The organism is Streptomyces sp. NPDC091282 (assembly GCF_044757385.1).
Lineage (GTDB): Bacteria > Actinomycetota > Actinomycetes > Streptomycetales > Streptomycetaceae > Streptomyces > Streptomyces gramineus.
In genome coordinates this window covers 66,158-88,387 of record NZ_JBIVUX010000005.1, presented here as the reverse complement: position 1 = coordinate 88,387, position 22,230 = coordinate 66,158, and the positions used below count along the sequence as shown (strand labels likewise).

At 68.4% G+C, this 22,230-nt stretch carries 20 protein-coding genes; 19 read left to right on the top strand and 1 reads right to left on the bottom strand.

What is annotated here, in order from left to right; all coding sequences use genetic code 11:
• Positions 1 to 284: 284 nt before the first annotated feature.
• From mobF to murF, 17 genes are all read left to right on the top strand, one after another.
• Positions 285 to 4,712, top strand: coding sequence for a MobF family relaxase (gene mobF, locus ACIQOE_RS23680; RefSeq protein ID WP_401414207.1), 4,428 nt, complete (start codon positions 285 to 287; stop codon positions 4,710 to 4,712).
• A gap of 160 nt (positions 4,713 to 4,872) precedes the next feature.
• A complete protein-coding gene (locus tag ACIQOE_RS23675) occupies positions 4,873 to 6,060 on the top strand; it encodes a helix-turn-helix domain-containing protein (RefSeq protein ID WP_401413536.1) in 1,188 nt (395 codons plus the stop codon).
• A gap of 316 nt (positions 6,061 to 6,376) precedes the next feature.
• Positions 6,377 to 6,802: an ATP-binding protein gene (locus tag ACIQOE_RS23670; RefSeq protein ID WP_401413534.1), complete on the top strand. Its 426-nt coding sequence runs from the start codon at positions 6,377 to 6,379 to the stop codon at positions 6,800 to 6,802.
• A complete protein-coding gene (locus ACIQOE_RS23665) occupies positions 6,799 to 7,344 on the top strand; it encodes a hypothetical protein (RefSeq protein ID WP_401413532.1) in 546 nt (181 codons plus the stop codon). The genes ACIQOE_RS23670 and ACIQOE_RS23665 overlap by 4 nt, the downstream gene beginning before the upstream one ends.
• A gap of 118 nt (positions 7,345 to 7,462) precedes the next feature.
• A complete protein-coding gene (locus ACIQOE_RS23660; RefSeq protein ID WP_401413530.1) occupies positions 7,463 to 8,890 on the top strand; it encodes an ATP-binding protein in 1,428 nt (475 codons plus the stop codon).
• Between the two features lie 60 nt (positions 8,891 to 8,950).
• The gene (locus ACIQOE_RS23655) at positions 8,951 to 9,433 is read left to right on the top strand and encodes a roadblock/LC7 domain-containing protein (RefSeq protein ID WP_401413527.1); all 483 of its coding nucleotides are present in this window, start codon (positions 8,951 to 8,953) and stop codon (positions 9,431 to 9,433) included.
• A complete protein-coding gene (locus ACIQOE_RS23650; RefSeq protein ID WP_401413525.1) occupies positions 9,433 to 9,873 on the top strand; it encodes a DUF742 domain-containing protein in 441 nt (146 codons plus the stop codon). Before ACIQOE_RS23655 ends, ACIQOE_RS23650 begins: the two co-directional genes overlap by 1 nt.
• A 19-nt stretch (positions 9,874 to 9,892) precedes the next feature.
• Complete coding sequence (locus ACIQOE_RS23645; protein WP_401413523.1) at positions 9,893 to 10,483, top strand: GTP-binding protein; 591 nt, start codon at positions 9,893 to 9,895, stop codon at positions 10,481 to 10,483.
• A complete protein-coding gene (locus ACIQOE_RS23640) occupies positions 10,483 to 11,133 on the top strand; it encodes a GAF domain-containing protein (RefSeq protein ID WP_401413521.1) in 651 nt (216 codons plus the stop codon). Before ACIQOE_RS23645 ends, ACIQOE_RS23640 begins: the two co-directional genes overlap by 1 nt.
• Before the next feature lie 91 nt (positions 11,134 to 11,224).
• Positions 11,225 to 12,469: an acyl-CoA dehydrogenase family protein gene (locus ACIQOE_RS23635; protein ID WP_401413519.1), complete on the top strand. Its 1,245-nt coding sequence runs from the start codon at positions 11,225 to 11,227 to the stop codon at positions 12,467 to 12,469.
• Between the two features lie 183 nt (positions 12,470 to 12,652).
• Positions 12,653 to 13,114, top strand: a complete 462-nt coding sequence (locus ACIQOE_RS23630; protein ID WP_401413517.1) for a DUF6082 family protein — start codon at positions 12,653 to 12,655, stop codon at positions 13,112 to 13,114.
• A gap of 362 nt (positions 13,115 to 13,476) precedes the next feature.
• Complete coding sequence (locus ACIQOE_RS23625) at positions 13,477 to 13,683, top strand: hypothetical protein (protein WP_401413515.1); 207 nt, start codon at positions 13,477 to 13,479, stop codon at positions 13,681 to 13,683.
• Positions 13,680 to 14,840: a hypothetical protein gene (locus ACIQOE_RS23620; RefSeq protein WP_401413513.1), complete on the top strand. Its 1,161-nt coding sequence runs from the start codon at positions 13,680 to 13,682 to the stop codon at positions 14,838 to 14,840. The genes ACIQOE_RS23625 and ACIQOE_RS23620 overlap by 4 nt, the downstream gene beginning before the upstream one ends.
• A gap of 319 nt (positions 14,841 to 15,159) precedes the next feature.
• Entirely contained in the window at positions 15,160 to 16,134 is a 975-nt protein-coding gene (locus ACIQOE_RS23615; protein ID WP_401413511.1) for a D-alanine--D-alanine ligase, read from the top strand.
• A 26-nt stretch (positions 16,135 to 16,160) separates the two neighbouring features.
• Positions 16,161 to 17,153: a threonine/serine dehydratase gene (locus ACIQOE_RS23610; protein WP_401413509.1), complete on the top strand. Its 993-nt coding sequence runs from the start codon at positions 16,161 to 16,163 to the stop codon at positions 17,151 to 17,153.
• Positions 17,154 to 17,193: 40 nt separating this feature from the next.
• A complete protein-coding gene (locus ACIQOE_RS23605) occupies positions 17,194 to 17,856 on the top strand; it encodes a peptidase (RefSeq protein ID WP_401413507.1) in 663 nt (220 codons plus the stop codon).
• Positions 17,857 to 17,879: 23 nt separating this feature from the next.
• The gene (gene murF, locus ACIQOE_RS23600; protein WP_401414204.1) at positions 17,880 to 19,268 is read left to right on the top strand and encodes a UDP-N-acetylmuramoyl-tripeptide--D-alanyl-D-alanine ligase; all 1,389 of its coding nucleotides are present in this window, start codon (positions 17,880 to 17,882) and stop codon (positions 19,266 to 19,268) included.
• On the opposite strand, the gene murC is transcribed toward murF, so the two are convergent.
• Positions 19,265 to 20,719: a UDP-N-acetylmuramate--L-alanine ligase gene (murC, locus tag ACIQOE_RS23595; protein ID WP_401413505.1), complete on the bottom strand. Its 1,455-nt coding sequence runs from the start codon at positions 20,717 to 20,719 to the stop codon at positions 19,265 to 19,267. The two genes, murF and murC, sit on opposite strands and share 4 nt — an antisense overlap.
• A gap of 190 nt (positions 20,720 to 20,909) precedes the next feature.
• Here murC and ACIQOE_RS23590 point away from each other — a divergent pair, with 190 nt between their 5' ends.
• Entirely contained in the window at positions 20,910 to 21,320 is a 411-nt protein-coding gene (locus ACIQOE_RS23590) for a hypothetical protein (protein ID WP_401413503.1), read from the top strand.
• Positions 21,321 to 21,518: 198 nt separating this feature from the next.
• Positions 21,519 to 22,163: a 2'-5' RNA ligase family protein gene (locus ACIQOE_RS23585; protein ID WP_401413501.1), complete on the top strand. Its 645-nt coding sequence runs from the start codon at positions 21,519 to 21,521 to the stop codon at positions 22,161 to 22,163.
• Positions 22,164 to 22,230 lie beyond the last annotated feature (67 nt).

Genomic DNA, 22,230 nt, shown 5'->3' with positions numbered 1-22,230 from the left:
GTCATCACCTCGTACGGCGCCCCGATCAAGCTGAGTTGGAGAGTCATCAGCGGATGAGCAGACTCGTCCGCTCCAGGTAACAGTCACACCAGCGCCCTGCTAGCGACCTACCCGACCCTTCAGGTCGACTACCTCCTTGAGCTGCGAGGTTCTTCCTTTTGCCACATCTCGACTTCAAATCGGAGGACCAAGGTATCGTCACTTCGTGACGATACAATCAGCCAAGACGGCCGGAACTGACCGGATGAGGGCGGGGGGTGAGTGGGCCGATGGGATGGGTGACCATGATCGGCCCCTCCGACGAGCAGGTTGAGTACCGCCTTACCGGCGGCCACGGATGCGGGAAGTCTGTCGCGGTCGACGCCGCGCCGCTCATTGCCGCCATCGAGGCGAAGGCCGAAGCCGCAGGTGCCCCCCTCGCCTCCCTCCTCGCGAACCGCGAGGCCAAGCGCGCCTTCTTCCGCGCCCGCGGACTCCTCCGCAGCAAGGGCGCTGCGCGGTTCACCGGGTTCGACGCCGTCGAAGTCGCCGCAGCAGCCGGGCTCGACGCCCACGACCTCTACGGCGAACAGGCCCTCCCCGCCCGGAGCGCGGACGGACAGGTGGACTACCACCTGGACGCCAGCGAACGGCCCCTGGTCTGGATCGGCGGCGGGCTCAGCGAGTTCGGCATCGTGCCCGGCAGCGTGCTCGCCCCCGAGCAGTTCCCGGCCGCCCGGCGCCTCATGCTCGGGGAAGATCCCCGGACCGGGCAGACTCTCGTGGACCCCAAGCTGGCCATCGCGCCGGCCGCCAAGCTCCCCGCCGCTCCGCTGGCCCGCGCCATCCGCCGCGCCGCCGCCGAGCGCAGCGTGAATCCGGCCTCCTTGCTCGACTCCAAGCGCAAGCAGGACGCTTTCCGCCGGATGGAGAGCCAGCTCAAGCGGTTCGGGGAGTCACATCGTGTCCCCGTCTCGACGGTGCTGAAGCTCGCCGAGGCAGTCGGCATCGACGCCGTCGACCTCTACGGCGAAGACGTGGTGGAGAAGGCCGTCGCCGCCGAGGCGGGCGGCCACCTGGACGCCCGTGCACTCCTGCGTGCGGTCGAGGCCCGCGCCACCGAGACCGGCCAGCAGCCCGCCGACCTGTTTGACGCCGCGTCCATGAAGCGCCGGTACGCCCAGACCGAAGGCGAGGGTGCACGCCGTCTCCGGGACCTACCGATGGACGTCCGCGAAGCCGTCGCGATGGCCAAGGCCGCAGGGCTCACGCCCGAGGAGGTGTGGGACGCCGAGGAGATCAAGGCCGCGCTCCTCGAAGGCCGCGTGCAAGTCGGCAACCGCGGTGCCGACGTCACCTTGGACCTGGCGAAGTCGAAGTCCGCGTTCCTCGCGTACGCGCCCGAGGAGATCGCGGCTCAGGTCGAGGGCATCTACACGGCCGCCGGCCGCGAATCCATCGGCGCCCTGGAGCGGTGGACCGCGTACGCCATGCGCGGCCACCACGGCGACGGCGAAGAAGCCAGGACCGTGAAGACGAGCGGGTTCTCCGGCTGGATGATGGTCCACCGTGCCGCCCGACCCGTCGACGGTGCCCCGTACGGCGACCCCCACTTTCACCTGCACTTCACCCTCGCCAACATGGTCAAGGGCACCGACGGCAAGTGGTCCACGATGGCCAGCGGGGGCCGCGACCTCCACCGGCACACCCGCGCGACCCAGTCCCTCATGAACGCCCGCATCCGCCGCGAGCTGACCAACGAGTTCGGCATCAGCTTCCGCCGCGAGGAGCGGACCGGCGCGTGGGAGATCGCGGCGATTCCCGAGGCCACGATCCGGCTGTTCAGCAAGCGCGACAGCCAGGTCCGCGAGCTGCTGACGAAACTCGGCATCGACTACGACAGCGCCACGACCCGCGAGCGCACCGCCGCTTCCACCGCGTCCAAGGCCGCGAAGAACGGCGAGGCCGCCGGGGTCGGGGACGATGTTCTCCGCGCCTACTGGCAGGCCGAAGGCCGTGCGGCCGGAGACGACCCCGACGCCATCGCAGCCAGCGCGATGGAGCGAGACCGACCGGAGCAGAACCCCACCCTGGACGAGCTGTGCGCCCAGGTCTTCGACCCCAAGACCGGCTTGACCAGCCACTCCAAAGAGTTCACGCACGCCGCCGCCATCTCCGCCGTGCTGGACGCGCTCCCGTACGGCGTCGCGGACGCCGCCGAAGCCGAACAGCTCACTAACTCCGTACTCCGGCACGCCGGCTACGCGGTCCAGCTCAACCCGAAGGGCGCCCAGCACTTCGCGCACGCCGACCGGTACACCACGGCGGACGTCGTGGCCGCGGAGACGTTGATCGTCTCCGAGGCGGAGAGGCGCCTCACCGAGCAGGCCGGGGTAGTCAGTAGCGACACGGTCGACATGACCCTGTCCACCGTCGAAGCCCAGCACGGCGGCAGCTTCACGTTCTCCGACGAACAGCGTGCCGTCCTCGAACGGCTGCTCACGGCCGGGCACGGAATCGACTCCGTCGAAGGCATCGCCGGATCGGGCAAGACCACGATCATGGACACCGCGCGGCAGGCATGGGAGGCCCACGGTCTCGTCATCGCCGGCGCGAGCACGGCCGCCGTCGCCGCCGCGAACCTGAAGGCCGAAGCGGGCATCGAGTCGCGCACCCTCGCGTCCTGGCTCACCGGCATCCGCAACGGAGGCTCCGGCCTCACCGGCGTGGACGTGTTGGTCGTTGACGAAGCCGCGATGTGCGATGACCGCGACATCGCCGAACTTCTCGCCCACGCCGCTGAGACCGGCACGAAGATCGTCGGCATCGGTGACCCCAAGCAGCTCCACTCGCCCGGCATCGGCGGCAGCTTCGCCGCCGTACACCACATCGTCGGAGGGCTCAGCCTCACCGAGAACTTCCGCCAGAAGGACTGGGCCGAGCGCCGCGCACTGGAACTGTGGCGAGACGACAAGCGCGTGGAAACCCTCCGCACCTTCGCCGGGACCGGCCGCGTGCACGCTCTCGCGGACAAGGACGCCACCCTCGCCGCGATGCTCACCATCTGGGCAGACAAGCGGGCCGCGCACACCGACGACCACACCGCCGTGCAGCAGCTCCTCATGCTCGCCGCCACCAACGAGATCGTGGAAGAGCTGAACGCCGGCGCCCGCGCGCTGCGGAAGGAGAACGGCGACCTCACCGGTCCCGAGCACGTATACGCGCTGCCTGGTGGCGGTGAGCTGACTCTGTCCGTCGGTGACCAGGTCCTCCTACGTATCAACGACTACCGGGGCAAGAGGAGCCGAGGCGCGAGCGAAGACGTCCTGAACGGCTACCGCGGAATCGTGCGCGCCGTGGACGAGGAACGCCGCGTGCTGGTCGAGTGGCGCGAGGGGACCGACGACGGCCACCGTGACGTTGCCGAATGGGTGGACGCCGACTACATCGCACAGGGCGGACTCAGCCTCGGATACGCGATCACCGGCCACAAGTCCCAGGGACTCACGGTCCAGGAGGCCCTTGTCTACGGACCCGGCGCGCAGGCGAACGCCCTCTACACGATGATGAGCCGCGACAAGAAGGAGTCCCACCTCTTCCTGCCGCTCTCCGTCTACGAGACCGACGCCGACCGCGCCCGCCATGGCGACGCACTCACCGACCAGGAACAGCTTGACCGCGCCGTCGCGGGTCTCATCCGCGAGATCGAGAACGGCACCGAGGAACGCATGATCCTCACCGATCTCCCGAAGAACTCGGTCCCCGCCCACGTCCGCCAGGCCGTAGCGGACCTCCAGACCCAGCGTGGATTGGGAGCCCAACGTCCGCATGCGGAAGACGGTCCCGATGAAGTACTTCTGCCAGCGGGCCGACCTGGCCTGAGCACTGCCGAGCGTTCCGCAACGTCGGCTGCGGATGCCATGTCTCCAGGAGATCGACCTTTCGCGCACCTCAGTAATTCGTCCCTGCGAGAAGCGATTCGCAAGGCGATGGTGGCGGCCCGTGCGACCGGGGCAGCAGCAGAAGAGGCCGGGGCAGCAGCCGATCGCGCCACGCAGCAAGCCCAGGCGGGCACAGGCTCGAACGTGCTCGCCCTCAGGCGGAGACGCGACGATGTGGCACACCGAGCTACTGCGATCAGCGACGTGCAGGCGAAGCAAAGAGTGCTCACCGAGCGCACTGCGGGCCTTCAGGATGCCGAGAAGCGCCTTGACGGGCTGGAACGCCAGCTGGCCGCCAGAGGCCGATTGGGGTGGCCGGTGCTGCGGGGTGATGCCCGAGCCACAGTGGAAGCCGGTCGCGACGATCTGCTCCGCGGACACGAAGAGAGCCGTCGTGAGCTGGAGTGGTTGCAGGGGCAGATCAAAGGATTGATGGAGGCCGCGGGCCCTGCGAGCGAATTCGAAGTCATGCTTGCCGAAGTGAACATGTCTGAGCAGGAGGTGGCGGTTCTCCTACGCCGCGCCCAAGAGAAGGACAACCAGAGCGCCCAGCACCTCCGAACGGAGGCAGTCAAGATGAGGAGCGTCGCTCGTGGTGCTGAGCACCGAGTGTCTGGGCTCGAAAGGGAGATGGCGCTCCGTGCTCAGGGCGGTGGGCAACCGGCGGTGGTTGAAGAGCCACACCTCTCGTTCGCCCCGAAGCCGGCACCTCCCTTTACCTTCCGGGCCGCGACTGACCTCCCGCGACCCCGTGAGACTCCAGAGACCGAGCCGGACTCCCCGCTGATGTAGGTGAACGCGTGGGAACTACCCGAAGGACGCGTCGTTCGGTGAGGGGGAGGGCTTCGGAAGCACGGATAACCCCACTCCATCGGCGGAGCGGAGTTCGTCCGTGCCCCTACGGAGCCGACCGCAGGTACTGTTCTGTTGTCGACGCAGAACAGGAGCCAGTATGCACGCTCTGCCCGAAGACGACACCGGTGTGAGGATGGCCCGGTTGCGCCGCGAACGCCATCTCACTCAACGAGCCGTCGCAGACTTGACCGGGATCCCGTACAGCACGTACACGAAGACAGAGCAGGGTGTCATTGCGGCCACCCCACACGTTGTCGCTGCTTTTGCTCGCGGCCTCCGCATCGAGGTCGCCACAGTCGTTGGCCAGCCCTACACGGACGAGTTGCGCACGGATGAACTCGACATCCTGATACGGCCTATCAGGGAGGCGCTGGACATTTACGACCTCGGGGCAGACTCTGACGTTCGCCCCCGAGCTCTCGATGAGCTCAAGAGTGACGCCGATGCGCTTCTGGTGGCTGTACGCGCCGGTGAGATCAAGAAAGCCGCCAGTAGTGTCGCCGGGCTCATTGAGGAAGCCACGACGGTAGCCCAGACGTTGAGTAGCACGGAGGGGTGGCTGACACTCGCGTCCTTCTACCGCACGGCCTACGACGTTGCCGCCAAGCTTGGATTTCCCGATCTTGCGCAGCTCTCGCTCGCACGCATGAACTGGGCTGCGGAACGAGGCTCCGATGCTGTCCTCGGCGGCATGTATCAGTATCTGCGTGCTCTGAGCTACCTGCGCGAGGGGAAGTTCGAGATCGGCCAGCGCCTCGTCAACAAGGGGCTGTCCACCCTCCAGCAAGCGGACCCGTCCTACGAACGCGACGTCGTCACTGGGCAGCTTCACTTGGGGGGCGCCGTGATGGCCGGGCGGGCGCACGATCAAGGCAACGCAATGTCCCATCTCGCAGAGGCGCAGCGAATCGCGGGCACCACTGGAGAGGCGGTCAAGGTGCACTACTTGACCTTCGGCCCCGTCAACGTCTGGGTCCATCGCGTTTCCGTCCTAGCCGAACTCGACCAGTACGGCGAAGCTGTCGAGGCAGCTACGGGTCTCGCCATCCCGAACGACTGGCCGAAGTCGCGAACAAGTCATCACTACGCGGAGGTTGCTCGCGCACAGATGTGGACAAGCAAGCTCGAAGCGTCCTTTCAGAGCCTCCTTAAGGCTCGTAAGGCGGCACCACAGCAGGCGAAGTATCACCCGACGGTGCGGGAGACCTACAGCGGATTGGAGGCCGCGCACAGGCGGCTTCCGGAGAGTTTCCTCTCTTACGGATCGTGGCTGACCACTCGCTAGTCGCAGAAGGTAAGGCCTTGGCCCTAACTATCATCAGCTCGTGATAGTTAGGGCCTAGTCGTGCTTGCACCATGTCGTCACTGGCCACTTCGACATGGAGCCGACCATGACGACGAAGCACGCCCAGGCCCAGCAGAGCGACTGTCGACGCAAACCTGCTGAAGCCCTTTCAAGTACGGATCCACACACCCCTACCGCACTACAGCCATGCCCGAAGCGCACTGTCCGGTCGGCCCCACGCTCCCCCCAAGAGGACGTGATGACCACGACAGCCGTGCGAAGGACCCTAATGGTATGGGCCCGTGACCAGAATCTGATGGACGAGCGTTTCGCAATCGGTCCACTTGTCTCCAATTCCCAGCCGAGTCTTGAAGCCGCTGCCCGGGTTCGCGTCATGCGCCGGATCGCGGCGGCCAAGCTCAGGTTTAACGGCTTGGATACCCTGATCGACGCGGTGCAGCTGGTCGTATCGGAGCTGGTGACCAATGCGGTTAGACACAGCGGCACGGCTGAAGGTCGGGTGATCATCACCACCCGTGATGGCTACCTGCACATCGTCGTCAGGGACGGAATGCCAGGGGAAGCGTCGCTCAAACCGACGGACGCCACCACGGAGTCAGGGCGAGGTCTCTACCTGGTCGATGCCATTGCTGTGGAGCACGGCGGGTCCTGGGGCACCAGTAAAGCCGGCGCTGAGACCTGGTGCCGTCTCGCAGTGCCGCCGACGGAGGGGCAGTCGTGACCGACTGGACATCCGCCTCCACATCTTTCTTCGCTGACGGGCTCACGAACGATGTCCAGCAGCTGTGTTCCGGCGCACACGCCGATGTCACGCCCTTGCCCTTGAGGCTAGAGGCGGAGCCAGCCTTCGAGTTGGGTATTTCGGTCAAGGCCATTACGGCTGCGGGCCTTCTTGTGCGTCAGCGCGTGCGGCCGTGGCTGACGATCGGGAGCTGGGAGGGCGACGTCGACGTCGCGGCTCGTATCGCCGACAAGCTCGTTGACAACGCCGTCAAACACGGCGAGCCCTTTCCCGACGGCACCGTCACACTACGTCTGATCGTGGACGCCAAAACCCGTGGACTGCGCATCGAGGTGGACGACGCGTTCCCCGACTTTCCCGGCTTCGGTGAGGTTGCCAATCACGGCATCGATGTCGCGGGCAAACCCCACGGCCTCCAGTGGGTCACCCACTACAAAGGCTGTCTCTCGTGGGATGCGAAGGCGGACGCGGACGGCAAGGCCGTCAGCAAGACCGTTCGAGCCATCCTCTCCGCTGACTGACACGTACTGCCAGCCCACCGTCCCTGCTGGACCTGACTTTGAGGACCCCATGCCTGCCCTCCAGCCCTCTGCTCGACCAGCCCCCCACGGTCGGCGTAGGAGAAAGCGTCGAGTTGCGGTGGATCAGATTCTGCTCGAAAAGATCCGCGCTGCTGTCCTTGCACCGCTGGTGATCGTCATGTCCGTACTGGGCGGTGCCGTCGTCATCTGGTGGACGGTTTCGGGCTCCGCCGGTTTGCTTCTCACGGGGTTAGCCGCAGGGCTCTTGGCGGCCGCAGGCGTGGGGGTTGTACGGGCACGAGCGACGGCGACGGCCGTGGAGACGATGCACGCGGCGCAATTCCAACGCGTCGTTGAAGCAGCGACGGCTGTGGACAAGCTCGTGGCCTGGTCGGCGGACGAGCTGTGCCGGGGTGGAAAGGTGGCTCTCCCCGAAAGCCTCCCGCCATTTGAGGAGACCGGATCTGCGGACGAAGCGGTGGCTCTGCTGGCTGAGCTTCAGGTGCAGGCAGTCGCAGGGCTGATGCGAGTGCACGACGAGTCGCAGTCGGCGGTGCTTCTGTCCATGCTCCACCAGTTCGCCAAGCGCGAGCACGCCCTGGTGGCACGAGCATTGGAGAAGCTCGACGCCTTGCAGGCGGGGACCGAGGACCCTGACCAGCTGGAGGTGCTCTTCGCACTCGATCATCTGGTGACCCGGCTGCGGCGGTGGGTCGAGAGCAAGGCCGTGGTCGCCGGCGAGTCGTTGCGCAGCGCGCGTGAACCGGTGAGCGTGATGCAGGTGCTGCGGGGCGCGAACCAGGAGATCCTGCACTACACGAGGGTCACGGTGGCTGCCAGCACGGTAGGAGCCGAGCTTGGCCTTCCCCGCCATGTGGGACCCGATCTGACGCATCTGTTGGCCGAACTCATCGAGAATGCCACGCAGTTCTCCGACCCCGCTACAAAGGTGCACGTGCGGGCCCAGCACGTAGCGAGGGGCCTGGCGATCGAGATCGAGGACCGCGTTGCCATCCCGATGCGATCGGGCGACCGCGAGCGGTGGAACCGCCTGCTGACCGAACCCGATCAAGTCGACGTGGGCGCGCTGGTCAGCGCGGGACGCCTCGGTTTGCTCACCGCGGCGCGGATCGCCCGCCGCCACCGCATATCCGTTCAGCTGGTGGAGAACCCCACAGGGGGAACGACCGCGTTGGTTGTTGTCCCGGACAAGCTGCTGGTGTCGTTGGCGCCTCCCGTCGCCCCGGTCCCACAGCCCGCGCCGCCATCGCATGTACAGCCGGTCCGCACAGCGCCTGGGCCAGGGACGGGTGCACCTCCCTCCGCAGGGCACGCTGCCCCGGCGGCCCCGCCCCTGCCTCATCGTGTGGTGACCGAGCAGCCGGCGCTACCCGACCCAGCCCGGCTCAGGCCCGCAGCTACCCGGCCGCGATACGGCCTGGCCGGTGCGTTCAAGGGCGGCGTCGACGCGGTCCGGTCGCAGAGCAGGCCGCTCTCCGGCGGGTCGGACTCATCCGGAACCGCGGCGCCAACCGCACAGCCGTAGACCCCCCACCCGAGGCCGCCGCGTGATGGCGGCCGGCCCGAACCGCAGGAGTGACTTCTGATGACCTACGACAACGGTGGCGACACCGTGACGGCCACCCCGTCCGGGCTGAAGGCCCGCGAGCAGTTGGCCGGGCTGCTGGAGGAGTTCGTCAAAGACGTACCGGGGGTCGCGCACGCGCTGCTGGTCTCCCGTGACGGACTCAAGCTGGTGAACAGCGCGATGCCCCCGACCGAGGCCGACAAGTGGGCGGCCACCTTTGGCACGCTGGCCTCGCTGTCCGAGAACATCCCGGGCCCGCAGGGCGGCAGGGGCGGTCTCCAGATGGCCATGATCGAGCGCGAGGACGCGCTGATCTTCGTGACGATCGCCGGGACCAGCGCGGTGTTCCCGAACCAGCCGGGTAACACGGCGGGCGCGGTCGACACGGTCTTGGCGGTGATTGCCGCACCGATGGCCAGCGCGAGCACGGTGGGCTACGAAATGGGTGAACTCGTGGACCGGTTCGCCCCGTACATGGTCGCGGCCGTCCGCAGCGCCTGATGAGCGGGACTCGCTGGCAGACACCGCTGCAGGCGCGGGAGGGGACAGGCGGTGCCTTCGTGCGGCCCTACCTCGCGACCGGGGGCCGCACCCGTCCCCGCCACTGGCTCAGTCCGGAGACCGTGCTGGTGGCCGGGAGCGGGAGAGCCGGCCCAGGACTGTCCGAGGAGGCGTATCAGCAGATAGTGCAGCTGTGCCGCCAAAGGCACCGGTCGGTCGCGGAGTTGGCCGGCACCATCCGTCTCCCGCTCACCGCGGTCCGGGTGCTGATCTCCGATCTGGTTGACGCCCGCGTCCTGGTGCTCTCCGTCACCGCTGCCTACACGCCCGCGGACTCCCCTGACTCACCTGTCGGGGACCGCCCGACCCAACAGCTTTTGGAGGCACTACGTGCCGGTCTCACCCGCAAGTGGTCCGACGCCGCAGCTAAGGCCTGTTGACCGCGCAGGCCAGGAGCCCGTGGTCCAGGACGCGGGCGGCCCGGCCGTGCTGAAGATCCTGGTCACCGGAGGATTCGGAGTCGGCAAGACGACGGCGGTCAGCGCGGTCAGCGAGATCGAACCGATCTCCACCGAGGAGTACCTGACCGACGCCAGCACCGCTACCGACAGCCTTCTCGGTGTGGAGGCGAAGAGGCGCACGACCGTTGCCTTCGATTTCGGCCGAGTCGGCTTTGACCTGCCCATGCCGATCGAACTCATGCTGTTCGGCACGCCGGGGCAGGACCGTTTCGTGGATCTCTGGTACGACCTGGCCCGTGGCGCGGTGGGCATCGTGGTCCTCGCCGACACGCGTCGGCTGGAGTCGAGCTTCACGGCCGTCACGTTCTGCGAGCGCACCCGCTTGCCGTTTGTCGTAGCCGTGAACCAGTTCGACAACGCCCACCGCTACCCCCTCGATGAGATCCGGCGGGCCTTCGAGCTGGCGGCCCATATCCCCGTGGTGACCTGCGACGCCCGCGATCCCACGTCGGTTGCCGCAGTCCTGCTTCGCCTCGTCGACCACGCCCTGACGTTCTTCCCCGCCTCTCTCACCTCTCTGGACGCCTGATGACCGACCACAGCACCTCCTACGCGCCCTCGCTCGCCCGCAGGTCCGCAACCGGCTTACGTCCCGCGCCCGGCCAGCAGGAGGCAATCGTCCCGCTGCCTGGCGCCATCCGCTCGGGCCAGGAGCTGGTGAGCCAGGCTCAGGCCGAGGAGATCGCCGAGAGGCAGGCTCGGGAGGAACTTTTCCTGCGCCTTGGCGTGCCCACCGGTCCGGACGACCTGATGGACCAGTTCGCGGACCACATCGCCGAGGCCACCGGTCTGCTCTACGGCTTCGTCAACATCTTCCGCGCCGAGCAGACCTTCGTCGGCCTTCACAATCCGCCGCCCGACTCGGGCCACATGATCCTCGGCCGCACCATGAGCCTGGAGCACGGATGGTGCCCGGCCGTGGTCCAGCGGAAAAGGGCTCTTCCCTTGTTCGACGTCCACGCCAGCCCGCGCTTCGCCGGCAACCTCGTGGTGGACATGGTCGGCATCCGTAGCTACTTCGGCGCTCCGCTGATCTACGAGGGGGTCGTGCTGGGCACGGTGTGCGGGATCGACCCCGAGCCTCGCCCGCGCACCGACGCCCGTCGCCTGCTGGAGGCCGTGAAGGGCGGCGGCGCCTTGGTTCTCGACGCCTTCACGAGCCACACGTCTGCCCGCTGAGATCCGCCTCGCCACCCCCCACTTGGCGGCCCCAACAGGGGATCCGGCCGCACTCCGCCTTGCGACCCCGCATAGGGAGAGGGAGACGACTATGCCCACCAGCCCACCGACCGCACTCAACCTCTATCTCACGGGTGCCCATCGCCAGCTGTGGCACGAAGCCGACGCGTTCGCCGCCGAGCACGTCGCGCCCCGCGTGCCGCGCATGGAGGCATCCCCCCAGAAGGTGGAGCGCAGGACCGCCCAGCTCATGGCACAGAGGGGCTGGTTCGGGGTGACCATTCCCACGCAGTACGGCGGGATGGCGGCCGGACACGTCGCCAAGACGATCCTCATCCACCGGACCGGCGTGGTGTCCGCGGCTGCGGCAGCCCAGCTCCAGGCGGGTCACATACCGATAGGCGCGGTGCAGCACTGGGGAAACCCCGAGCAAAAGATGCGGTGGCTCCCGCAGGCGGCGGCAGGGACCCTCCTCCTCTCGATCGCGGTCACCGAGCCGCAGGCGGGCGGCCATATCGGAGGCATCCAGACCGAAGCCGAGGCCGATGGCGGCTGGTGGGTGATCACGGGGAGCAAGGTTCACATCGGCAACAGCCACTTGGCCGGCCTCCACGTCGTCATCGCGCGCACCGCGCCGAACGACGTCCCCGCCTCCCAGGCCCTGACCGCTTTTCTGGTCGAGCACGACCGCAAGGGGCTGAGTGTGGACCGGCACCGGCCCGGTCTGGGCATGCACGGCTTCACCGCCGGCCTTCTACGGCTAGACCGGGTCCGCGTACCCCACGCCAACGTGCTCGGGGACGTGGGCCAGGGCCTGTTCATCGCACAGAGCAGCAGCATCCTGTACGGCCGCCCCAACCTGACCGCCGTCAGCCTCGGCATCCACGAAGCCCTGGTGGAAACCACCGCCCAGTGGCTGTCCGGCCGGCCCCGTTACGACGGGCACCTGTCCGACCTGCCCATCCTGCGGGACCGCCTGGGCGCCATGCAGGCCCGCCTCCAAAACGCCCTGGTCCTGGCCTATCACGCCGTCCACCTCCTCGACCGGCGCGAGCCCTGCGACTCCCATCTCATCGGTGCCAAGCACACCGGCCACGAACTCGCCGCGGCCTCCGCACGGGACGCGATGGAACTGCACGGCGCCCGCGCCCTGGACGGCGACTACCCGCTCCAACGCCTCTTCCGCGACATCCAGTACACCTACCCGCCGGCCGGGACCGGTGAGTTCCAACGCATCCAGTTGGCCAAGGCGGCTCTGGGCGAAACCGAGATCGAGTGGTCCGAGCGGCTGGCCGCCGAAGCCGCCTGGACCCACCCCGATCCAACGGCCGCCTAATCCCGGATCTGCTCGCGGGACACCCTTCGACTCCCGTGCGCGGCAGCCCCGTCGTCGTCAACTGCCGCGCGCGGGTTCCACCCCCTGCCACCGAGCCGCAGGACCTCCCCGGGCTCGGTGACAGGAGCACCACAAGCGACACAACCGATTGGATCTTCCGTGCCAACAAGGGAATGCACACGCATGAAGTCCACCACAGCCGTGCTCACCGCCGCAGTCGCCGTTTCGGCGGCTGTTGCCATCGTGGGCGCCGCCCGCATCCGCCAGGAGAAGCGGCACCACGGCGACCGTACCGAGATCGCCGCCGCCCGCGTCCAGATGGACTGGCTGACCCAGGTGGCCACGAATCGGCACCTCGCCGAGTTGTGGGCGCCCGATGACATGAGCGCCGACGACTACATGGGTCTCATGCACGCCAACCGCCTGCTCTGCGCCGTCAGCCTGCGGGACAGGCTGGGCATGGTCAGCGAGGACCAGCGTGGCCTCATCGCCTCCATGCTGATGAAGAACAAGGTGGTGCGGGCGTACCGGGCAAAGTTCGGTGACCTCCGGGCGGAGGAGGCCGCAACCGCCAGGGACGAACGTGCCATGACCCTCACGGCTGTACTGGACCGGGCCGCCAGGCAATACCCGGCAGCGGCCTGACCCACATCGCTCCAGACGTCACGCCTCACGGCCGGCGATCCCCCGTACGCGGACGGCACTTCACCGGTCGGTCTAGGAATCCGTCTCCCGGCGCTCTGCTGTTGAGGGCGAGGGTTGGGAGACGGTTCTGGGCGAAACCGAGAACGGCCGCGTAATCCCTGATCCGCTCCCGACTCCCGTGTGCGGCAGCGCCGCGTTGCCACCTGCCGCGCACGGGTTCCACACCCCGTCACCGAGCCGCAGGAACTCCCCCGGCCCGGTGACAGACGCGACACAACCCGATTGGACCTCCTCCAGTGACACCGCTTCGCTCCGCTCTGCACCGCGGCGCAGGCCATCCCCTGTTACCCCAACGCCCCTCCGTGTTCGTGACGGCCCCGGTGCGCACCACCGTGCTGCCCGCCATAGCGGAGGACAGCTGGGACCGCATCACCGCCATCGTGCTGGCCCTGCTGTTCGACCTGACGCAGCAGAGCGCTCGGTTCGGTGCGGCCGTCGACCCGTGGAACCAGCTGTGGGTGTACGACGTCGACGGCTACGCCCCCTTCACGACGGGGGACCGCGCGTGACGACTCGCTTCGGGCCTCGGGCGCTGCTCCGTGAGAAAGCCGCGGACCTGCTCTTCGCTCCCGGCCGCCTTCCCCGGGACCGGGCCGCCGCCCCGTCCACCGACGCACCGGCCGGCCGTGTGTACGCGCAGGTGGTCGCGCTACTGGTGCTGGTCTCGTTCCGGCCCCTGGCCAGCGACGTCCTGTACTCGGCGGCCGCGTACGGCGTCCGGTGGACGCCGGAGGACCTGCGGTGGATCCGAGTGTGCGAATTCGTCCTTGGCGGCTGGGTGTTCTTCTGGCTGTCAGCGCTGGTGATCGCCCGCACCACCCTGGACCAGGTCTCGTGCCGACGCCGCCTGATGGTGCGCGGCGCCGCAGTCCTGTGCGGAGCGGTGTCCATGTACGCGGCCGGACTGGTCCCCTGCCGGCGGACGGCTATCACCGTGTTCGGCTGCACGGTCGCCTGGCTCGCGTGGGAGGTCTGCCGGGCGCACGGTGTGTGCCCGGCGGGGTGGTTCCCGGCCACGGCCCGCGACCGGCTGCGGGACTGGCGGATCGCGACGGCGGTCAGCCTCGTGTGCATAGCCGCCGGGGGCCTTTCCAAGCTGCTGACGGGGCTCCTGACCGACATCGACGGCGTTCCCGTCATGCGGGGCAGCCAGTGGGACGTGCTCGGCATCCACGACGTCGGGACGATCGGCCTGGCGGCGATTACGGCCGTGGCCGTCGAGGACTTCGTGATGGTGGCAGGCACCGCGGCTCTGCTGACAGCCATCCGCAGGCCCGCATGGGAGATCTACACGCTCATCTGCCTGGCCGAGGTCCTGGCGCACGCCTACATGGGACTCCCGGCCATCGCCATGGCCCTCTACGCGGCCGGCCGGGTCTGGCTGTACCGCCGCTATCAGCGCCTCCTCCCGCTCATGGCGGTCCACGCCGGAATCGACCTCAGCGCCGCCAGCGTCCAGGTGTTGGTTCCCGGCGTCTACCGGGTTGTGCCGGCCCTTCTCATCGCGCTCGTGGTGTTGTGGACCGGGCGCCGGTTGCAGGCAGGGGCGGCGGTGGAGGAGCGGGCCGACCGCTACGTGAAGCAGGGCCCGGCTCCCGCCCGGCACGGCGAAGCGGCGGTCGGCACGCCGCACATCCAGGACCGGCCAAGAGCCCCCGCTCCCTAATGGCTGCCGCGCACGCCCTTCATGCCACCAACCGGCTGTGCAGGGCTCGGCGCGGCAGATGCCGAGAACATCCCGCCCCCGATGCGGCCGCTGTGACTCCCCATTACTGCGGAGTACCGCGACCCAGTCATTGAGCCGGTCGAGCAGCCCCAAGCGGGGTTTCGAACCTCGGCGCTGCTCATCCCGCTGCCCGGCCGCCCTGGCGGTCGGGTGCCCCGCCCCGGGGCCGGACCGAAGCCCGCTCCGGCCCCGGACGAACCGCCCACACTCTCTTCCTCCGGACGACCAGCCCGGCGCCGCACGCCCAAGGAGAACGCCGATGACCATCCCGCTCGTCAGCCAAGATGACTACCCGAAGGGGGTGGTCGTGATCACCGGGGGGTGGTCAGCTGAACGGCACCGCTCCCTGCTCTCCGGGCGTGCGGTCGTGAGCGCGCTCCAGGGGATGGGGGTGCAGACCGGTGCCGTTGATCTCCGGGACGACCGACATGAACTCAGCGGCCGGCTCGACGGTGCTGGCACCGTCTTTCTGGCCATCGCAGGTCGAGGAGGTGAGGATGGCCGTCTCCAGGGCTACCTGGAGACCCGTGGCCTGGACTACACCGGGTCCGGTGTTCTGGCCTCTGCCATATCGATGCACAAGCTCACGGCCAAGGCCGTCGTGCAGGCGGCCGGCGTCCTGACTCCCACGGCCACGCCCGTCAGCCGCGAAGTGAAGGGGGATACCGAGGCTGCGCGAGTGGTCGGCCTGCTCGGGCCGGACATCATCGTCAAGCCCGTCAACGAAGGCTGCTCGGTCGGTGTTCGCCTCCCCCGAGGCATCGACGAGCTGAGAGAGGCACTGCTGGACGGCTTCACCACCGACCTGATGGCCGAGACATACCACCGCGGGCGGTCGGTCAGCGTCGGGGTACTGGAGGACGAGACCGGGCGGCTCGACACGCTTCCTGCGATCGAGGCCGAGACCGGTGGCAGGATCTACACGCAGGCCGCGAAGGAGAACAGCGACCAGTGCGTCTATCGCTGCCCTGCCCCGCTGGCGGATGAGGTGGAGGCGGCGGTGCGCGAGCAGGCTGTCGCCGCACATCGCGCTCTGGGCTGTCACAGCTACAGCCGCCACGACTTCATCGTCACCCCGGACGGGCAAGCCCTGTGGCTGGAGGCCAACTCTCTGCCGGGGCTGAGCCACCAAGGCAACCTTGCCCGGATGGCGCGGGCCGCCGGCATCAGTTACGAGCAGCTGGTCAGCCACATCCTGCGCGGGGCCCGCACCGATCGGCGGGCCCACGCATGAGCCTGCGAAACCACGGTGCGGGACGGATGACCTCTGCCAGTGTCCTGATGGCCATGGAACTGGTCCGGCGCACCGCTGTCCGGACGCCGATGGTCTCCTCCGCGGTGTTCGACTCGCTTGTTGGCCGGTCCGTGTGGGTCAAGGACGAGACCAAGCAGGTCGGCGGGTCCTTCAAGTTCCGCGGCGCGTATTACGCGGTGGCCACCTCCACCAGCGACCAGCGCGCCGCAGGATTCATCGCGGGTTCTTCCGGCAATCACGCCCTGGCCCTCGCGCACGCCGCGCTCCACCACACCACCAGTGCCACCGTCGTCATCCCCAGCGACGCCCCCGCATCGAAACGCGACGCCCTTGACGCTCTGGACGCGCAGATCATCACGTACGACCGGCATCGCGACCACCGTGACGCTCTCGTGCAGCAGATCGCGCACCGTGCGGGCTGGACGGTGATCCCCTCCTCCAACCACCACGCCGTCATCGCCGGGGCCGGGACGGTCGCCTGGGAGATGATGCAGGAAGTCCCCGACCTGGTCGCGCTCGTCGTGCCCGTCGGTGGTGGCGGACTCGCCGCGGGCTCTGTGCTCGCCGCGATGGGCCACAACCCGCACCTGCGCGTGATCGGGGTCGAACCGGCTACCGCGAACGACATGCACCGCTCTGTCCGCGCGGGCCGTCTCATGCCGATCCCGCCCCCCGACACGATCGCCGACGGTCTTCGCCACACCGAGCCCGCCCGGCTGCCCTTCGAGATCATCAAGCCGCTGATCCACGACGTGGTCACCGTCTCCGAAAGCGCCATCGCCGGCGCGATGGCGCACCTGTGGCGCCACTACAGCACGGCCGCTGAGCCCTCCGGGGCGGTGGCGCTCGCCGGCCTGCTCCAGTGCGTTGACCGTCTGCCGGACGGACCGGTCGGGGTCGTCGTCTCCGGCGGCAACGTCGACTGGCCCTCGTACCGAACCCTCCTCGACGCCGCCATGGAAACCGAACGGAACACCCATGCTGCTGTGCTGCGCTGACACCCCATCCGCCACAGGCCGGGTCCACGAGCCGGTTCCGGTGGTCACCCAGTACGCGTCACCCGATCTGATCGAACGCATCGCGTACCAGGGCTACGACCCGGCAGCCGACCCGGCGTGGGCGGAGACCGGTGCTCCCTCCCGCGCGGCGTACGCCCGCTGGTGCCGGCACATCTGCGGCATCGCCTGCCTGCGCATGATCCTGCTCCACCAGAGCGAGAGCGGGCACGCGCCGTACCTGTTCACGCTCCTGCGTGGCGCCCGCCGGTTCGGTGCCTACGGTCAGAACGCCGACGGCACGATCAAGGGCCTGATCTACGCACCGTTCACGGAGTACGTCCGTCAAACCCACGGCCTCCCGGCGACCGTGCACGGCGAACTCGACCTGGACGGCCTCGCCGCCCTTCTCGACAGCGGCCACATGGTGCTGGCGTCGGTGTCCAAGGAGATCCGGCGCCCCGACCTGGACCCGGAGCGCACCGGCGGGCACCTCGTACTCGTCACCGGCCTGCGGGACGGACGGGTCCACTTCCGCAATCCGAGCGGCCACACCCCGCACACCCGGGCCGCTGTCCTGCCCCTGGACCGCTTCGGCGCCTTCTTCGGCGGCCGGGGTGTCTCCGTCGGCCCACGCCGCACCGTACGACGCAGACCTGCGCAGACCCCCGTGTCCCGCCCGGTAGCGTCACCAACCACCACCTGAGCAGGGAGAATCCCGTGAACCCCATGACACTGACCACCATGGCGGCCGTCACCGGGGGGCGTCTCACCGATGTCCCCGACCCCGAGGTCCAGGTGACGCAGCCCGCCGTGTTCGACTCCCGCGAAGCCCGCCGCGGATCCCTCTTCCTCGCTCTTCAGGGGCAGAGCGCCGACGGCCACGCCTACGCGAAGGCCGCCGCCGCCAAGGGCGCCGTCGTGGCCCTGGTCACCCGGCCCGTCGGCGTGCCCGCGATCGTCGTCGACGACGTCCTTGCCGCGTTCGCGCGGATCGGCCGCTTCCTCCTGCACGACGGGCTCGGCCACACCACCGTCGTGGCCATCACCGGCTCGGCCGGCAAGACCAGCACGAAGGACTTCATCGCTCAGGTGCTGCCCGGCACCGTCGTGGCCACCCCGGAGTCGTTCAACAACGAGATCGGCCTGCCGCTGACCATCACGCTGGCCGACGTGGCGACCGATCACCTCGTCCTGGAGATGGGGGCCCGGCACATCGGGGACATCCGTGACCTCACCCAGATCGCACCGCCCGACGTCAGCGTCGTCACCAACGTCGGCACCGCGCACATCGGCGAATTCGGCGGCCGGGACAACATCGCCCAGGCCAAGGGCGAGATCATCGAAGCACTCCAGCCCGGCGGACTCGGGGTCCTCAACGCCGACGACGCCTACGTACGGGAGATGCGGGACCGCACCCAGGCCCGGGTTGTGACCTACGGACTCAGCGAGCAGGCCACGATCCGCGCCCAGGACGTGACGGTCGACGGCAACGGCCACGCCTCCTACACCCTCGTCACCCCGGAGGGAAGCGCCCCCGTCTCGCTCCAGTTCGTGGGCGACGTCCAGGTCCACAACTCCCTGGCGGCCGCCGCCGTCGGCCGCAACGCCGGACTCGACACCGCCCAGATCGCGACTCGGCTTTCGCAGGCCCTTCCGCGCTCGCGCTGGCGGATGGAGACGACCACCCGCCCGGACGGCGTCACGATCGTCAACGACGCCTACAACGCCAATCCCGATTCGATGCGCCACTCCCTGGATGCGCTCGCCTCCATGACCGGAGGCCGCGACCAGCGGTCGGTGGCCGTCCTCGGCCGGATGAACGAGCTGGGGGACCAGGCACGGGATGCGCACCAGTCCGTGGGCCGCTACGCGGCCGGGCTGGACCTGGACCAGATCATCCTGGTGGGAGGGGACGAAGCGGGATGGATGCAGGAAGGCGTGACCGGCGGCGGCGGGAAAGCCGTCCATCTCCCCGACCAGGACACCGCCCTGAATCTGCTCCGCAACACGCTGCGGCCGGGCGACGTCGTGCTGTTCAAAGCCAGCCGGGGCGTCCAGTTGCAGCAGCTTGCCGACACGCTGCGGCAACTGGACCCCGACCCCGCGGGCGCCTAGGCAGCCGCGGAGACGACCCCGCTGAGCGCGGCTCGGAGCATCGGGCCCGCCTCGGCGAGGTCACCGGTGCCCATCAGCACCACCACGTCACCCGGCTGAGCCATCATGGCCACGCACTCCACGGCCCTGGCCCGGTCCCGCTCCACCCACCGGACGCTGCCACCCGCGTCACCGACCTGGGCGGCCAGCCGCTCCAGGGCCCCCGCGGCGAGGAGGCTGGTGCCGTCCGTGAGCACCACCTCGTCGCCGCCGACCAGCGCCGTGCCGAACGCGGTGCCGAACGCCGCCAGGCGCACCTGGTCCGACGGCTGGAACACCACGATCACGCGGCCGGCCGGGCTGGCGAGGGAACGCGCCGCCGCGAGGTCCGCACTCACCTCGTCGGGATGGTGGGCGTAGGAGTCCCAGATGCTCACCCCGGCCGCTTCGGCGGCCGGGGTCATCCGGCGCGCCACACCCCTGAAGTCGGCCAGCTGCTGCACCGCCAGGTCGCTGTCCTGGCCCAGGACGTCCAGGGCGGCGACCGCGGCAGCAGCGTTCAGCAGCTGGTGGACGCCCGGAGTGCGCAGCGCGAGGTCCAGTTCCCGGCCGCCCGGCCCGCGCAGCGTCGCCGAGCCGCGCCCGCCGACGCTGACCACGTCGGTCAAGCGCCAGTCCGCTCCCGACGACATGCCGAACGTGACCACCCTCGGACCGCCGGACATCGCCAGCCGGGAGGCGAGTTCGCGGCATCCGGGGGAGTCGGCACTGAGCACCAGCGCGCCGTCCGCGTGCAGCCCGGTCCGCACGCACTCCTCGTACGCGTCGATGTGGTCCCTCTCCTCGGCGTAGTTCTCCGGGTGGTCGTGAGCGATGTTCGTGATCACCGCGACCCGCATCGACACACCGACGTGGGAGCGGTCCGACTCGTCCACCTCGGCGACGAAGAAGCCGCCCGCGCCGGAACGGCCGCCGCTGCCCGGCCCGTCCAGGTCGCCGCCCACGACGTACCCCGGTTCCTGCCCCATGCGGTCGAGCGCGAAGGCCATCATCCCCGTCGTGCTCGTCTTGCCGTGGGTCCCCATCACGGCGACCGACACGCGGCGGGTCCCCATCAGCGCGTTCAGCACCGCGGAGCGGTGCACCACGGGAATGCCGCGCAGCAGCGCCTCTTGGATCTCCGGGTTGTCCGGTCCGATCGCGTGCGTGAACACGACGGTGGTCGCGTCCGCCGGCACGTTCTCGGCAGCGTGCCCGGTATGCACGCTGGCACCCAGCCGGGCCAGCTCCTTCAGCCCCTCCGACGTCCGGTGGTCGCTGCCGGACACGGCATGGGCATGCTGCCCCTCGATGCAGACGCGGGCGACCGGCAGCATGCCCGTGCCGCCGACACCGACGAAGTGGACACGGGTCAGATCGAGACCGCCGGCGGGCACGGTCGATTTGATCCTGGGGACTGCGGTCTCACACATGAAACTGCCTCCTCCGAGATGGCATCAGCCATCCCAACTCGCATGCACTACAAGGAAGTTGAGTGCTCTGTCAGCACCATCCCCCTCCGTCGGAGTGGCCTCTACGGGGTGTGGGGGTGCGAACGCATCCGCACCCCCACACCATCCGCACCAGCCGTCCGTCCACTTCCACCAGCGCAGGAGACGCACAGTGACCACGCCGAACTACCTGCTCGCCGTCGCCCTGGCCGCTGCCCGATGGAGTAATCACGAGACCGCGCGGCTTCTCAACAGGCGTGCGACGCAACGGGGCTACCTGGGAATCGCCATCGACCACACGCGCGTCGGACGCTGGATTCGTCGGGGCGAGCTGCCCCGCGCCCCGGTCCCCGAACTACTCGCGGAACTCCTGACAGAGCACCTACACCGCCCCTACACGCCACGGAGCCTGGGGATCGCTCCCACCCGGAACGTCGTCGTTGCTCTTGACGACCACGAGTACGAGACTCTCGCCCTGAATGCTGCCGCCGCGAACCTGCCAGTGAAGAACTACGCCCAGGCCGTACTTCGCCATGCTCTCTCTTCTCCGTTCCTGGACCGCCGCATAGACGACTTGCTGTAGTCGTCTCCTTGTGCGATGTGGTCTGAGGGCCAGCCTCCTGAACCAGCCGGCTATCGACGTCCGGTTCTCAAGGCACCGGACCAGCGAAAGGCCCGATTTCTGCATGGCCCATTGGTAACACGGCTACACTGCCGAGACGGACAACCCTCTGGTCTGTTTGGCATCAATCTCTAGCTTGGAGTTCATAGGGTGCAGGCTTTGACGTTCTTACACGGAACGGAGGCGTGGAGTGCTGAGAGCGTTCTTCACGTTTATGTATTGGTGGATCTCGCTGACCCTCGCCATTCGCCACTGATCAACCTCATCACTGACTCGAATAAAGCGCTAATCAGTGAAGGGTTCCCATTGTGTCCGGTCGAGCCGCGGTGGCTTCACATCAACATCGACCAAATCAGTGGTCGTCCAGCTTCCGCCGTCCCGGAGGAAGAGCGGCAGGAATTGGTGGATACTCTGAATCAGCGGTTGGCGGGCGTAAAGCCGCTGGAAGTCATGGTTGGGTCACTTCTGAGTTATCACACGGGAGTCATTGCCGATCTGCATCCCGATGAGGACCTGGCCTCCCTCCACAATGCCACTCGCGAAACCATCCGGAGAGTGTGCGGAGCGGAGGCTGCGCAATATCCGTGGAGCGTTCAGCATTTGTCAACTGCGTACGCTTACGATTCCGCTGATTCGGATGAGGTCCAGCGCCGACTGCGCCGTATCAGGCCAAGCCACGCCCCTCTTTACATCTCTGCCATCTATCTTGTCGACGTCACGGCCAAGACCGCTGAGAGGTCGAAGACGATGACGTGGAAGGAGGTGGCCAGGATTCCGCTGGGGGCAGCCGATTCCTTGGCGTGAGGTCTGGTACGGGTGACTACCGGTGTTCCGGACGTCTCACTCGCTACTACTAATCCAGTTAGGGCCG